Origin of the sequence: Arcanobacterium urinimassiliense, assembly GCF_900119495.1 — a bacterium.
Lineage (GTDB): Bacteria > Actinomycetota > Actinomycetes > Actinomycetales > Actinomycetaceae > Arcanobacterium_A > Arcanobacterium_A urinimassiliense.
Map to the genome: position 1 here is coordinate 1,110,455 of NZ_LT632435.1, position 14,600 is coordinate 1,125,054.

The 14,600-nt window shown below is 49.3% G+C and carries 12 protein-coding genes and 1 other RNA gene; 8 read left to right on the forward strand and 5 right to left on the reverse strand.

Going from position 1 to position 14,600, the window contains the following annotated elements:
* Complete coding sequence (locus BQ7117_RS05055; protein ID WP_073996487.1) at window positions 1-294, reverse strand: oxidoreductase; 294 nt, start codon at window positions 292-294, stop codon at window positions 1-3.
* A gap of 170 nt (window positions 295-464) precedes the next feature.
* On the opposite strand from BQ7117_RS05055, the gene lpdA reads away from it, so the two are divergent.
* The 7 genes from lpdA (at window position 465) to BQ7117_RS05090 (ending at window position 8,442) form a co-directional block, all read left to right on the forward strand.
* On the forward strand, window positions 465-1,835 hold the full coding sequence (gene lpdA, locus BQ7117_RS05060; protein WP_073996488.1) for a dihydrolipoyl dehydrogenase: 1,371 nt from the start codon (window positions 465-467) through the stop codon (window positions 1,833-1,835).
* A 22-nt stretch (window positions 1,836-1,857) separates the two neighbouring features.
* Entirely contained in the window at window positions 1,858-3,279 is a 1,422-nt protein-coding gene (gene sucB / locus BQ7117_RS05065) for a 2-oxoglutarate dehydrogenase, E2 component, dihydrolipoamide succinyltransferase (RefSeq protein ID WP_073996489.1), read from the forward strand.
* Between the two features lie 51 nt (window positions 3,280-3,330).
* Window positions 3,331-4,038 (forward strand): DUF4191 domain-containing protein, encoded by a 708-nt coding sequence (locus tag BQ7117_RS05070; RefSeq protein WP_073996490.1) that lies wholly within the window; start codon window positions 3,331-3,333, stop codon window positions 4,036-4,038.
* A 24-nt stretch (window positions 4,039-4,062) separates the two neighbouring features.
* Window positions 4,063-5,487 (forward strand): type I glutamate--ammonia ligase, encoded by a 1,425-nt coding sequence (gene glnA, locus BQ7117_RS05075; protein ID WP_073996491.1) that lies wholly within the window; start codon window positions 4,063-4,065, stop codon window positions 5,485-5,487.
* Between the two features lie 219 nt (window positions 5,488-5,706).
* Window positions 5,707-6,618, forward strand: a complete 912-nt coding sequence (locus BQ7117_RS05080) for an ABC transporter substrate-binding protein (protein WP_073996492.1) — start codon at window positions 5,707-5,709, stop codon at window positions 6,616-6,618.
* A gap of 45 nt (window positions 6,619-6,663) precedes the next feature.
* Window positions 6,664-7,656, forward strand: a complete 993-nt coding sequence (locus BQ7117_RS05085) for an amino acid ABC transporter permease (RefSeq protein WP_419865610.1) — start codon at window positions 6,664-6,666, stop codon at window positions 7,654-7,656.
* 9 nt (window positions 7,657-7,665) lie between these two features.
* Entirely contained in the window at window positions 7,666-8,442 is a 777-nt protein-coding gene (locus tag BQ7117_RS05090) for an amino acid ABC transporter ATP-binding protein (protein ID WP_073996493.1), read from the forward strand.
* Window positions 8,443-8,446: 4 nt separating this feature from the next.
* Here the strand turns inward: BQ7117_RS05090 and BQ7117_RS05095 are convergent, their stop codons facing one another.
* Together BQ7117_RS05095 and BQ7117_RS05100 are read right to left on the reverse strand one after the other, a co-directional pair.
* Complete coding sequence (locus tag BQ7117_RS05095; protein WP_073996494.1) at window positions 8,447-11,449, reverse strand: bifunctional [glutamine synthetase] adenylyltransferase/[glutamine synthetase]-adenylyl-L-tyrosine phosphorylase; 3,003 nt, start codon at window positions 11,447-11,449, stop codon at window positions 8,447-8,449.
* Window positions 11,450-11,511: 62 nt separating this feature from the next.
* Complete coding sequence (locus BQ7117_RS05100) at window positions 11,512-12,849, reverse strand: glutamine synthetase family protein (protein WP_073996495.1); 1,338 nt, start codon at window positions 12,847-12,849, stop codon at window positions 11,512-11,514.
* 101 nt (window positions 12,850-12,950) lie between these two features.
* Here BQ7117_RS05100 and map point away from each other — a divergent pair, with 101 nt between their 5' ends.
* On the forward strand, window positions 12,951-13,853 hold the full coding sequence (map, locus tag BQ7117_RS05105; protein WP_073996496.1) for a type I methionyl aminopeptidase: 903 nt from the start codon (window positions 12,951-12,953) through the stop codon (window positions 13,851-13,853).
* 20 nt (window positions 13,854-13,873) lie between these two features.
* On the opposite strand, the gene rnpB is transcribed toward map, so the two are convergent.
* Window positions 13,874-14,215, reverse strand: an RNA gene (gene rnpB / locus BQ7117_RS05110) — RNase P RNA component class A.
* A gap of 101 nt (window positions 14,216-14,316) precedes the next feature.
* On the reverse strand, window positions 14,317-14,600 hold a 284-nt coding region (locus BQ7117_RS05115), incomplete at its 5' end, for a zinc ribbon domain-containing protein (RefSeq protein WP_474070691.1).

Genomic DNA, 14,600 nt, shown 5'->3' on the forward strand with positions numbered 1-14,600 from the left:
TTAATTTCCCAAATGGCTTTGATTCCATTGCCGCATAGCAGGCGGATATCCATCTCTAGCTACGTCATAGAGAGAAATCCCGAGCGAGGCAGCCACTTTCGCTGCTTCAGCTAAATCTGTTACGGCCCGGCGCGTCCACTCCCCATCCATAGCCACCAGTAGCAAAGCGGCAGGACTGCGGGGGGTAGCTGCTTCAAAATAGCCCTCTACCTCGGCACGGGTATCTACGAATTCCTGTAGATAGCGCTGGCGCTCTTGCTGAGCTTTTTTCTTTTTACCCCAGGGAATCTGCATTTTTCTTCCTCTTTGCACTTTAAGTAAACCGTATGTAAGAGCCCTATCGCTTTTATGCTGTGGCAGAAATTCTAGTATAGAAAATTTCTCAGTGCCGCAGTGGGAAAAATATAGGCAGTGTGGTTCAATAATATTGGTAATCTCGCGGTGAATATAGGAGAAAATAGGCAGTGACAGCGGAAAAAATATATGACCTCGCTATTCTCGGAGCTGGCAGCGGTGGATACGCGGCGGCGCTACGCGCTGGGCAGTTGGGATTAGAGACTGCACTTATCGAAGCAGACAAAGTGGGTGGCACTTGCCTACACCGCGGTTGTATACCCGCAAAAGCGCTGCTCCACACTGGCGAAGTAGCAGACGAAGTGCGTCAGAGTGCTGCGGTAGGTGTGCAGAGCCAGTTTTTAGGAATAGATATGGCGGAAGTAAATGCCTATAAAGATTCCGTCATCTCCCAGATGTATAAAGGGCTACAAGGTCTTCTGCGCAGTCGGAAAGTAGAGGTCATCTCAGGAAGAGGCAAATTAGCCGATACTCACACTATTTCTCTCGCAAATAGAAATATTACAGCGCGGAATATCGTGGTGGCCACCGGATCTTATCCGCGCACTTTAGGGCAAAAAATAACTAAACGCGTACTCACTTCTACAGAAGCCCTCGAGCTAAAGGAAGTACCAGAAAGCGTCATCGTCCTAGGCGGCGGCGTAATCGGAGTGGAATTTGCTTCTCTCTGGGCTTCGTACGGAGCAAAAGTCAGCATTATTGAAGGGCTAGAACATCTAGTGCCGAATGAAGATGTGGAAATTTCTCGCGCCTTGGAGCGTGCCTTCCGCAAGCGCGGTATCGATTTTTATCTCAATACCCTTTTTGCCGAAGTCCTAGAAGATGAAGACGGCGTACGGGTGCGCACCAAAGACGGCCAGGAATTTTCCGCTGCTTATTTGCTTATCGCGATTGGGCGCGCCCCTGCTACCGACGATATCGGCTGCAAAGAACTCGGATTAAAGCGGGAAAAAGACTTTTTGTGTACCAATGAACGCTTAGCCACCAATATTGAAAATATATATGCGGTGGGCGATGTAGTACCGGGGCTACAACTGGCGCACCGCGGATTTTTACATGGGGTATTTGTAGCAGAAGAAGTTGCCGGTCTTAATCCTCGCCCACTCCGTGAACAGAATATCCCCCGCGTCACTTTCTCTAATCCGGAGATTGCTTCAGTAGGAATGAGTGAAAAAGAAGCAAAAACTAAGTATGGTGCGGAAAATATCGAAATTGCTCGCTTCAATTTGGCGGGAAATGGCAAGTCCCGTATTCTCGGAAGCGAAGGCTTTATCAAGCTAGTGCGCGAGAAATCTGGCCCTATTCTCGGATTTCATGCATTAGGTAAACGAATAGGAGAGCAAATAGGAGAGGGAGAACTACTGGTAGGCTGGGAGGCTTATCCAGAAGATTTTGCTGATCTCATTCATGCCCATCCCACCCAGAATGAAGCTATCGGAGAAGCTATCGCGGCTTTAGCTGGAAAACCACTGCACGGGTAAAGAGGAAGAAACGGAAAATAAAATGGCAGAAATTATTAAGATGCCGGCACTTGGCGAATCGGTCACGGAAGGTACCGTAACTGGTTGGCTAAAGAAAGTAGGCGAAGCTATTGCACTCGATGAAGCAGTGCTAGAGGTTTCCACCGATAAAGTAGATACCGAAGTACCTTCTCCGGCGGCAGGTGTGCTGGCGGAAATCTACGTAGAAGCCGGAGAAACGGTAGCGGTAGGCACGGAACTAGCGCGTATTGAAAACGATGCGGCTTCCCCTGCTGATTCTCTAAATGCGGATACAGATGCAAAGCCGGAAGAAAATGCCACCGCTGATACCGCCACACCCTCCCCTGCCGATTCCATTGCAGAATCGCTCTCTTCTTCTCCTTCCGCTTCAACCACTCCAACTACTCCTCCGGCGCCAGCAGCTAGCGAAGCACCTGCAGGAAATACCCAAGTTGCGCCAACAGCTGCGCCAATTTCCGCTGCAACGAATAATTCAGCCCGCGCCTATGTGACGCCAATCGTGCGCCAATTAGCAAAAGAAAAACAGGTGGATTTAAGCAAAATAGAAGGTAGCGGTGTCGGCGGCCGGATTCGTCGGCAAGATGTGCTGGCTGCAGCAGCCAGGCCGCCCGCCACTCCCGCCGTTTCTGGTATCTCCCCTCAGGTAGGGGGCGAATCAGCTTCGGTGAAAGCACAGATACTAGAGAAAGCAGCGGCGGCCGCCGCTCTGCGCGGCACGAAGCAAAAAATGACTGGCGTGCGGAAAGCTATTGCCCGCCATATGATTTCCTCGTTGGAGACCTCTGCCCAGCTCACCACCGTCATGGAAGTAGATGTGACACGGCTGGTACAGCTACGCGCCAAAGCAAAAGATGCTTTTTATACCCGGGAAAACACTAAGCTCACCTATCTGCCGTTCTTTATTAAAGCGGCCACGGAAGCCTTGAAAGCCCATCCGATTATTAATGCTTCACTTGTAGATGAGGAAATTATTTATCACGACCGTGAACATATCGGGGTGGCGGTAGATACCGAAAAAGGGCTGTATGTGCCGGTGATTAAGAATGCAGGTGACCTCAACATCGCCGGTCTTTCCAAGGCAGTGGCTGATTTAGCTGCCCGTACTCGCAGCGGAAAAATAGATCCAGCAGAATTACACGGCTCTACTTTCACTATCACTAACACCGGGTCAATTGGTGCACTCATGGATACGCCAATTATCAATCAACCTAATGTAGCTATTTTAGGCACGGGCGTGATTCACCGCGCCCCCGGGGTAGTAAAGGATCAGGATGGCAACGAAACTATTTCTATCCGTTCTAAGTGCTATCTTTGCCTTTCCTACGACCACCGCATCATCGACGGAGCAGATGCCTCTCGCTATTTACGTGATGTAAAACTCCGTTTAGAAGAAGCAGATTTTTCTGCTGAGCTTGGCGTATAAATTAGAATAGAGTAAGCAGATAAAGGAACACTGCCACAAGTGAGGGGAATAATGGCTAAAAACGATAAAGAAGCAAAAGCAAAAAAGCCGAAGAAAAAGCGCTGGTATTCTTATTTAGCTGACGCTTATAAAGTAGCAAAAACCAGCTATTCTTGGCTTCCTTTTGCACTGGCTGGCACCTTTTGCGGTGTCCTCCTCGTCAATTTGATCGTCGCAGCCGTCACGAAGAGCTGGATATTTTTCTCCGTAAGCGGTCTCCTCTTGGCACTGTTGCTCACGCTCGTAGTGCTGACGCAGGCAGTAAAGTATGCCTCCTACAAACAGCTAGAAAATATGCCGGGAGCAGTCAGCGCAGTACTCGGCCAATTGAAGCGAGGCTGGGCAATCACCGAAGAACCGGTACGTTTCAATGTAAAGACGCAGGATATGGTGTTCCGCGCGATTGGACGCCCCGGGGTGGTTCTAATATCGGAGGGCCCCGCTAATCGCGTAAATAAATTATTGAACGAAGAACGGCGCGCTATTAAGCGCATCGCCCCTTCTGCTCCGGTACATACTCTAAAGGTCGGGAAAGAAAAAGGGCAGATACCTATCCGGAATTTACAAAAAGCTTTGCGCAAATTACCAAAGAATATTTCGAATCAAGAAGTAGCCGCCTTAGTAACCCGCTTCGATGCAGTGGGCACTAATCCGTTGCCAATTCCTAAAGGGATAGATCCCACCAAGATGAAAGTAAGCCGGCGCGCTATGCGCGGCTAAGAAGCGATATTGAGGAGTAGTTTTATGTTTGCTGACGTCTCCGGCGCCCTAGAGTTTATAAAAAAAGAAGATATCCAATTTTTGGATTTTCGTTTTTGTGATTTGCCGGGGGTAATGCAGCATTTTGCTATGCCGGCAACGGCAATATCGGAAACTGATTTAGCCGAAGGCCTCATGTTTGATGGCTCTTCTATACGCGGCTTCACCGAGATTCACGAATCTGATATGCGCTTAATACCTGATTTAGCCAGCGCCTACGTGGATCCTTTCCGCAGCCATAAGACACTGATTATTAACTGCGCCGTGGTAGACCCCTTTACCGGAGAGCCTTATCGGCGTGATCCACGCACAGTAGCTGCCCGTGCCGAAGAATATCTCCGTTCTACTGGCATTGCCGATACCATCTATATCGGGGCCGAAGCCGAATTTTACGTATTTGACGAAGTGCGCTTCGAAGATTCCCCGCAGTGCGCCTTCTACTCTTTAGATTCCCGCGAAGGATGGTGGAATACCGGCAAAGCTGAAGCAGGCGGTAATTTAGGCTATAAGACGCGCATAAAGGGAGGGTATTTCCCCGTCCCACCCAATGACCAAATAGTGGATTTGCGCGATGAGATGACCGCCCTTTGCCAGCAGGCAGGCCTCCAGATTGAACGGGAACATCACGAAGTGGGCACCGGCGGGCAGCACGAAATCAATTATCGCTTTAATACTTTGCAGGCAGCAGGCGACGATATGATGAAATTTAAGTACATCATCAAGAACACTGCCTTCACAAACGGAAAAACTGCCACCTTTATGCCAAAACCGCTCTATGGAGATAATGGCTCGGGAATGCACTGCCATCATTCTCTCTGGAAAGATGGCAAACCGCTTTTCTACGATGAGCGCGGTTACGGCGGGCTTTCTGATTTAGCGCGGTGGTATATTGGCGGTCTTTTGCGCCACGCTCCTTCTCTGCTCGCATTCACTAATCCGTCTATTAATTCTTTCCACCGGCTCGTACCCGGATTTGAAGCACCAGTGAATCTGGTTTATTCCGCCCGCAACCGTTCTGCGTGTATTCGTATTCCGGTGACGGGTAATTCTCCGAAGGCTAAGCGGGTCGAATATCGCACCCCAGATCCTTCTGCTAATCCCTACCTAGCCTTTGCTGCACAATTAATGGCCGGGCTAGATGGTATCCGCAATCGAATTGAGCCGCCAGCTCCTATCGATAAGAATCTATACGAGCTTCCTCCGGAAAAGCATGCACTTATCGAGCAGTTACCGGAATCTTTGGAAGCAGCTCTGGAATGTTTGCGTGCCGATAATGATTACCTCACTGAGGGCGATGTATTCACCGACGATTTAATCGATACGTGGATTTCTTATAAGCGCGAAAATGAGATTGAGCCTTTGCGCCAGCGCCCACATCCCTACGAGTTCTCGCTCTATTACGATTTGTAAGTATTAGCGCGGTTATTGCCCGCTATAGGAAAAATCTGAGCCCCGCTGTTGGAATAAATTTCTGGCAGCGGGTTTTATTTTCCCTGCGTCCCTCTTTCCCCCTATGCTCCCCTTCCCTACCTAAAAAAGCGAAACACCTCACAAATTGAGTATATATACACACTTACGCATAATTATGTATATAGTAATAAATATCTTCAACAACTAAAGGAGCAAATCATGCGCAAGACAGCAGCTATTCTTCTCGCCTCTGCCCTCGCCCTCTCTCTAGCAGCCTGTGGCGGCAGCGGCGATACAGATAAAAAAGATACAAACGCCGGAGCGAATACCGAAGTACTCTCCACCGACCTCAGTGGAGTAAAGACTAATGACGAAATTGCCGCAATGGTACCGGATGCAGTGAAGGCAGACGGTAAATTGACCATCGGCGACAACGTATTCTATGCCCCCGCCGAGTTCTACGCCCCTGATGGGAAAACCGCCCAGGGCTACGATATCGATTTCGCAAAAGCCCTCGCGAAAGTGATGGGACTAGAAGCCGATATTCAGGATTCAGAATTCGATAGCATTATTGCCGGTATTGGTACCAAGTACGAAGTAGGTATTGCCAACTTTACAATTACTCCGGAGCGTCTCGAAGCAGTAAATATGGTGCAATACTTCTCCACCGGTTCCCTGTGGGGCGTTAAAGCCGGTAATCCAGATGGCTTCGATCCGAAGAATCCCTGCGGAGCGGTAGTAGGCGTCCAGAAGGGCACTTTCCAGGATGAAACTATTGATGCGCTCAACGATAAATGCCCGAGCGACAAGAAGATGCAGATTCAGCGCTACAGTGAAGAATCCGCAGTTACCATGGCAGTCGCCGGTGGAAAGTTGAAGGCCTTCTACGCGGACTCGGCCGTAGCCGAATACGCCGTCAAGACCAGCAATAAAGCGCTGGAAGTAGTAGGTGAACCTGACGATATGGCCGGTATTGGCGTAGCAATTTCCAAGAGCGATGAGCAGCTGACGAAAGCTATCCAAGCCGCTGTCCAGGATTTAATCAAGAATGGACACTTGGCCAATATCTTCAGCACCTGGGGAATTAAAGACGGTGTAGCCACTGAAGCTATACTGAACCCCAAGAATTAATTTTAAATAATCAGTTTCGTTCCCGGTATGGATATTATGCAAACGATAAAAGATTCTCCAGATATAGAGCATCCACAGCTTATTAAGGCAGTGCCGGTGCGCCATTATGGCAGATGGTTCTCCGCTTTAATTGCGGGGGGAATAGCCGTAATGATTATAAATACGCTCATTACTAATCCGAAATATGAATGGGGCGTAGTGCGGGAAGTGCTTTTCAAGCCGCAAATCTTAGAAGCTATCGCCTGGACACTCGCTCTCACCGTATTAGCGATGATACTCGGCATTATTATGGCAGTAACTATGGCTATAATGCGCCGTTCGCTCAATCCGGTACTGCGGGCAGTAGCGACCGTGTATATCTGGTTCTTCCGGGGTACTCCTATTTACACCCAGTTAATTTTCTGGGGTTTGATCGGAGTGCTATATGAATCGATTACCGTAGGTATTCCTTTTACCGGCATTAACTTCTTCAGCTTCTCCCCTTACGGAGTATTCGACAATATGCAGCACACTATGTTTGCTTGTGCGGTATTGGGCTTAGGCCTAAACGAAGGCGCTTATCTCTCGGAAATAGTGCGCTCTGGCTTAAACTCTGTAGACCCGGGGCAAGAAGAAGCCGCTAAGGCCTTGGGCATGAGTAATGGGCAAATTCTTCGGCGCATTATTCTCCCCCAAGCGATGCGGGTAATCATTCCTCCTACCGGGAACGAAACGATTTCCATGTTGAAAACTACGTCCTTAGTGACGGCGGTGCCTTTCACTTTGGAACTGACCTACGTAACTAATGCGATGGGGCAATCTTCGTTCCGCCCCGTCCCCTATCTCTTGGTGGCCGCTATCTGGTACCTACTCATCACTTCGATTCTGATGGTAGGCCAACACTATCTAGAGCAATACTTCGGAAAAGGTGCCAAAGAATTTGGCGGCGAAGAGCGGCATACCAAACGGCGCAAGAAGAAATTACGCCACTCGCGGCAATCCGCTATAAATGCCGCCCAAACCACCTCTGCTGACCCGTTTATCGAATACACACCTTAGGATGTACAAATGACTTCTGAAAATAGCGATTTGATGGTCTCCGTACAGGGAGTACACAAATTCTTTGCCGAGCTGCACGTACTAAAGGGAGTGTCTTTTTCGGTAGCAAAAAGCAGCGTAACAGCAATTTTAGGACCCTCTGGATCTGGTAAATCCACGATGCTGCGCTGCATTAATCAGCTCGAGAAAATTCAAGCTGGGCGGATATACGTACAAGATGAATTGCTCGGATACCAAGAAAAAAACGGTAAGCTTTACGAACTTTCCGATAAAGATATTGCTCGCCAACGTGCTCGCATCGGCATGGTCTTTCAGCGCTTCAATCTCTTTCCGCATATGACGGCTTTGGAAAACGTAATCGAAGCCCCGATTCACGTGCTGAAAAAAGATGAAAAGGCAGCGCACAAAGAAGGCTTAGAGCTATTAGAACGAGTGGGCTTAAGCGACCGCGCACAGCATTATCCAGCTGAACTTTCCGGTGGCCAACAGCAACGAGTAGCCATTGCCCGCGCTTTAGCTATGAATCCAGAACTAATGCTTTTTGATGAGCCTACTTCTGCTCTCGATCCGGAATTGGTGGGAGAAGTGCTCGCCGTCATGAAACAGCTAGCGCAGGATGGCATTACGATGATCGTGGTAACGCACGAGATTGGCTTTGCGCGCGAAGTATCCGATCAAGTAATTCTGATGGACGAAGGGCGCATAATCGAAAATAATATCCCGAGCGAGATATTTGAGAATCCGCAGCACCCACGGACGAAAGAGTTTCTCTCAAAAGTACTCTAAAACTCTAGGGCGTATCTCCGTAGAAGATATTTTCCACTACGGCGCGAGCTCGGCGGGCGCGGCGCAGGTAATCTTCTTCCACATTGTGCCGGCGCCCCGGCGGATAGCCAAAAAGCGCTCCTAGCACAGCTACTTGTTCGCTTGCTGCAGGCAATACGTCCACTTTTATGCTCTGGAGACGCCCGGTACCCAGTGCATTAAAATTGCGGATTTGGGAGGCGTAAACCCACGCTTCGCGCAGCTCTTTAGCTTCCTGTGCGGATAGTAATCCGCATTTAGCTGCCGCAGCTAATGCCGCTAAAGTTTGGGGAGTGCGCAAAAGTGGGTATTTTCCCGCCTGCTCTAGCTGCAGCAATTGAATACACCACTCCACATCTGCCAAGCCGCCGCGCCCGAGCTTTACGTGCCGGCTTGGAGCTATTCCGCGCGGCATCCGTTCCTTCTCTACCCGTGCCTTTATTCGGCGAATATCGCGTATCTCTCCCGCCGTAATTCCCTGCGGAGGATAGCGCAAATCCTCAATAAGCAAGAGAAATTTTTCTCCGAGATCGTAATCTCCACAGCAAAACCGCGCCCGCAGCAAGGCTTGTTTTTCCCAAGTCTCTATCCAATGCTGATAATAGTGGCGGCAACTCTCTAAACTGCGCGAAAGTGGACCATTTTTCCCTTCCGGGCGTAAATCAGTATCAACTACCAGCGGCGGTTCCACATCAGAGCATTGCAGTAAAGTAATAATATTTTTTGCCCAGCTAATAGCAAAACTATCTGCAAAATCAACATTTATAGCTGCATTTTTCCGTGGCCGATGCACAAATATGAGATCGGCATCAGATGCATAGCTAAGTTCTTTACCGCCAAAACGCCCCATAGCAATGACTGCGAGATCAGCCGGTACCTCTTCCTGCTCCTGCTCAGTGAGCGTCTTAATTTTTGCCGCCCGGAACGCCGCTTCTAAAGTAATATCACCCGCCGTAGAAATAGCGCCCTGTACCTGCTCTAAACTGAGCATATCCAGCACCTGCGCCAAAGCCGTGCGCAGTAATTCCCGCCGGCGTAAATAGCGCCCTGCCCGCGCCAAATCTTGCGGAGAACTCGCCCGCTCCCCCATAGAATCTAATTCGCGGCGCAATTCAGCGGTACTGCGCGGAGTAAGTTGACTATCTTCATCTAGCCACGAAATAGCTTCTGCTAAAGCTGGTAATTCCCGCGCAATATAACGCGAGGAAGAAAGCACACGCGCCAATCTTTCTGCTGCCGCTCCTGAATCGCGCAAAGTGCGCATATACCAAGAAGTTGCCCCTAATTCTTCTGAGACTATCCGAAATGCTTGTAAGCCTTGATCTGGATCGGGGCCTTGCGCAAACCAACCAATCATTACCGGCAGAAGTTGCTTTTGAATCGCAGCTGTCCGCGAAATTCCCGCCGTGAGGGCTTCGATATGCTGCAAAGCGCTTATTGGATCTCGATACCCAATCGCCGCTAAGCGAGCTTGAGCTGCCTCTGGCTGGAGAGACACATCATCTACCGAAAGTTTGGCAGTTTCAGGTAAAAGCGGACGGTAATAAATTTCTAAATGTAGCTTGCGCACTTCCGCTCGTACCCGCTGCCAATAGGAAACTAAATCTTCTTCAGTGCGAAATCCACTTCCCGAAATAGAACGAGCTAAGCGGCGCAGTTCTTCACTATCTTCCGGCAGTACTTGGCAACGGCGAAAACGCTGTAATTGCAGACGATGCTCCAGGGTACGTAAAAATTTATAATCCTCGCGCAGCCGCTCTGCCGCTCGGCGGGAAATATATCCACCGTTACTCAAGGCGGTAATTGCTTCTAGGGTGCCAGCTGCCCGCAATGTAGTATCTGCCCGCCCGTGCACCAGTTGTAGAAGCTGTACTGTGAATTCCACATCGCGCAGACCACCTGCTCCTAATTTTATTTGCCGCGGCGCATCTTTGGCAGGTACCAGAGATTCAACTCGGCGGCGCATTGCCTGGGTATCAGCCACAAAACTACTGCGCTCTGCCGCTCGCCAAACTAATGCCGCCAATGCTTGCACATACTGGGTACCGAGCTCTTTATCACCAGCCACTGGGCGCGCTTTAATATGAGCTTGAAATTCCCAGCTTTCTGCCCATTCGTTGTAATACCGAAGGCACGATTCAAGAGTGCGTACCAGCGGCCCTTCTTTGCCTTCCGGCCGGAGATTCGCATCAATTTTCCACAGCGCCGGCACCGCTCCGGGCGCACCCACTACTCTCGCTACTATCTGCGCTAAAGCAGTAGCTTTTTCCAGCATTGCCGCTTCCGATAATTCCGGATTTAAACTACGCGCCACATATATTACATCCACATCGGAAATATAATTAAGCTCTTCTCCCCCTAATTTACCCATCGCAATAATAGCCAAACCGACTTCACTACTCTCCGGCACAGCCCGCTGGGCAATAGCGAGAGCTCCACCTAAGGCGGCCTCTACTAGAGCCGATATCTCTTTACCCACCTCTGGCATACCTGCAGTAGCTTCTACTTGCGTCAAATCAGCGGCCGCAATTTGCATAATTCTCTGCCAATAGTAATTGCGTAATACTTCTACCGCAGCCGCATAATCAAAATTTATATCCGCAGCTAAATAAGGGGTTAATAGCTCTAATAAACGCGTTTTTTCCGGAGCGCAGAGAAATATTTCTACTTCGCAGGGCTGGGCTATAAGCCGATTACTGAGCGCACTCGACAATCCCAATATAGCGAAAAGTTTCCGGCTAGCTACCGCATCAGCCAACACTTTTGCAAAAATTTGGCTAACTTCTGCTCCTGCACTTTCCACTGCGCTGGCAAGACGCACATATTCCAGCAATGCTTGATTCGGATCGGCGCAATGGCGCAATTGCTCGATAAGCCAATTCTTATCCACATTTTCTAGAATCGGATCTGCTAGCAATTCCAAAGCGTGCTGCGGATGTAAGAAACCAGCTTTTGCTAGCATCCCCTGCTCGCTCTGTGCCCGCGTCATTTAATTACCCCTTTTTCTCTCGCTACCCTGAATACTTCACCTGCAGCGGCAAATTTTCTCTCCTAGAAACCACCCAGAAATTTTTTCCGTTCAAAAGGGGTCACTTGGTAGCGATAAGTTTCCCACTCTTGGCGCTTATTCCGTAAAAAGTACTCGAAGGCATCTTCGCCAAGAGTGCGCGCCACCAATTCTGATTTTTCCATTTCTCGCAGCGCATCGTGCAGAGAAGTAGGCAGTGAAGAAATATCTAGTATTTGCCGCTCTCGCTCGGTGAGGGCAGCTACGTCAGTATCTACTGCTTCGGGCAGTTCATAATCATTTTCTATGCCCGCTAAGCCCGCATTAAGAATTACTGCATAAGCTAAATAAGGATTAGCTGCCGAATCTAAGGCTCGATATTCGAGGCGAGCAGAGCGAGAATCTTCAGAATGTAGAGTCGGGATGCGAATTAAAGCCGATTGATTATTCTTTCCCCAAGCTATGTGAGAGGGAGCTTCAAATCCTGCCCAAAGCCGCTTATAGGAATTTACGTGTTGATTCGTAATAGCAGTAATTTCCCGCGCGTGGTGGAGCAGACCCGCTAAAAATTTCCGCCCGGTAAGAGAGAGTCCCGATTCTTCTGCCGGCGCAAAGAAAGCATTGCGGTCCCCTTCGAAGAGAGAAAAATGCGTATGCATTCCACTTCCAGGATATTCGATTATAGGTTTCGGCATAAAGGAAGCCTGCACCCCTTGTTGTAATGCCACTTGGTCTATTACCACGCGGAAAGTCATTACGTCGTCTGCCATGGCCAGGGCATCTGCCACCCGTAGATCTATCTCGTTTTGCCCCGGGCCAGCTTCGTGATGGGAAAATTCTACCGATATACCGATATCTTCTAGAGTTTTCACTGCTTTGGAGCGGAAATCTCGCGCCAAAGACCGCGATATATTATCGAAATAAGCACCGTTATCGATAGGCGTAGGCACCACAGCTGGGTCATTTTCCGGATGGAAAAGATAGAATTCGATTTCAGGATGAGCATAGAAAGTAAATCCTAAATCAGCCGCATGCTTCAGAGCGCGTTTTAATACCGCACGTGGATCGGAGTGCGCCGGCTCCCCATCCGGAGTGAAAATATCACAGAAGATTCGCCCGGTAATTTCTCCTGATTCGTACCAGGGCAGAATCCGGAAAGTAGAAGCATCTGGGCGCATAAGCATATCTGATTCGTATACCCGCGCTAAACCTTGCACGGCAGATCCATCGAAACCGATTCCGTTCTGAAAAGCGGATTCTAATTCGGCGGGGGCAATTGCTACTGATTTAAGCGTACCTGCTACGTCGGTAAACCAAAGTCTAATGAAGCGAATATCCTCTTCGGCTACCCGGCGTAATACGTATTCTTGCTGTTTATCCATGACCCTTCTTTCTTTCCTTATATATATTCTGCCGTAGACAGAGTAGATTTGGGGTAGGAAACGAAAAATACCGATTCTAAATAAGTGAAAAAGAGGAAAATATGCAAAGCACAGCTCCGGTAGGAAATATTAAAGCAGGAAAAGTTTCACCGGGACGGCATGTGCCAAATAAAATTCCCCGCCCTGAGTATCTCTATCACAGCGGACCCGAACGAGTGACGGCTTCTGATGTAAAGAGCAGCGAAACAATAGAAAAAATTCGCATAGCTGGGCAAATTGCAGCGGATGCACTCTACACCGCCGGAGCGGCAGTAGCTCCCGGAGTCACTACCGATACTTTAGATAAAATTGCCCACGAATATATGTGTGATCATGGCGCTTACCCCTCCTGCCTAGAATACATGGGATTTAAAAAATCGATTTGCACTTCGGTAAATGAAGTAATTTGCCATGGAGTTCCCGATTCCCGGCCTCTCCAAGAAGGCGATATTGTGAATTTAGATGTCACTGCCTATATTCACGGTGTGCACGGGGATACAAATGCAATGTTTTATGCCGGAGAGGTAGACGAAGAATCCCGCTTGCTTTGCGAACGCACCTATACGGCTATGATGCGCGGAATTAAAGCAGCTAAACCCGGGCGGCGTATCAATGTGATTGGGCGAGTAATCGAATCCTATGCGAAGCGTTTTGGCTACGGAGTGGTGGAAGATTTTACTGGCCACGGCGTGGGAGAAGCTTTTCATTCCGGTTTAATCGTGCCCCATTACGATGCGGCACCACTTTATGACGATTTAATAGAAGAAGGAATGGTATTTACTATTGAGCCAATGCTTACGCTCGGCGATATCGCCTGGGAGCAGTGGGATGACGGCTGGACAGTCCTCACCAAAGACCATAAACGAACGGCACAGTGGGAGCATACTATTGTGATTGGTAGTGCCGGAGCAGAAATTCTCACCTTACCTACGCAAAATCAGCGGAGCGCGGCACAAGGAGCGTAGCGTGGATAAGAGAGTATAGCGGAATGAGCTGCTCGATACGCCGGGTTCTGTGCCGCTTAAAGCGGCGGCGGCCATCCATCTAGGCGAGCCGTTACCGACTCGCTCCAGCGATCTACCCGTATGCTCAGCGGGATACCTCATTGCACACTGCTTGATCTTGCTCCCAGCGGGGTTTACCATGCCGACACTGTCACCAATGTCGCGGTGAGCTCTTACCTCGCCTTTTCACCCTTACCTTGCGGCGGTTTATTTTCTGTGGCACTTTCCTGCGGGTCGCCCCGAGTGGGTGTTACCCACCGCCGTTCCCTGTGGAGCCCGGACGTTCCTCGAATATCTCTACTCGCGACCGCCTGAACAGCTCATTCCGTGGGTCTAGTCTACGCAGATTATTTTCTACTCGCTAGCGCTATGGAAAAATTTTGCGTCACTTATTTACTCGCAGCACCTATTACTGCGTCACTTATTAAGAATCTAGCACTACCACGATGCATTCATATTCTTCCGAGAGATATATTTCTTCCCGATTAGCAGCTCTTACGGCTGCTACTTCCATAGGTGAAAGCTGAATTCCCCCGGTAGAAGTGCCATCAGGATGCAATCCAATTACGCTCAATCCACCACTCGCTTGCGAACGCTGATAAGCTGCCTGCAAATCCGGAGCCAAAGGTTGATAGAGCGCGGCTCGTGCTTCTTCTATCTGTATTTTTTCAGTCTGTAATTCTTCAATAGCCGCCTGGAATTGTAATG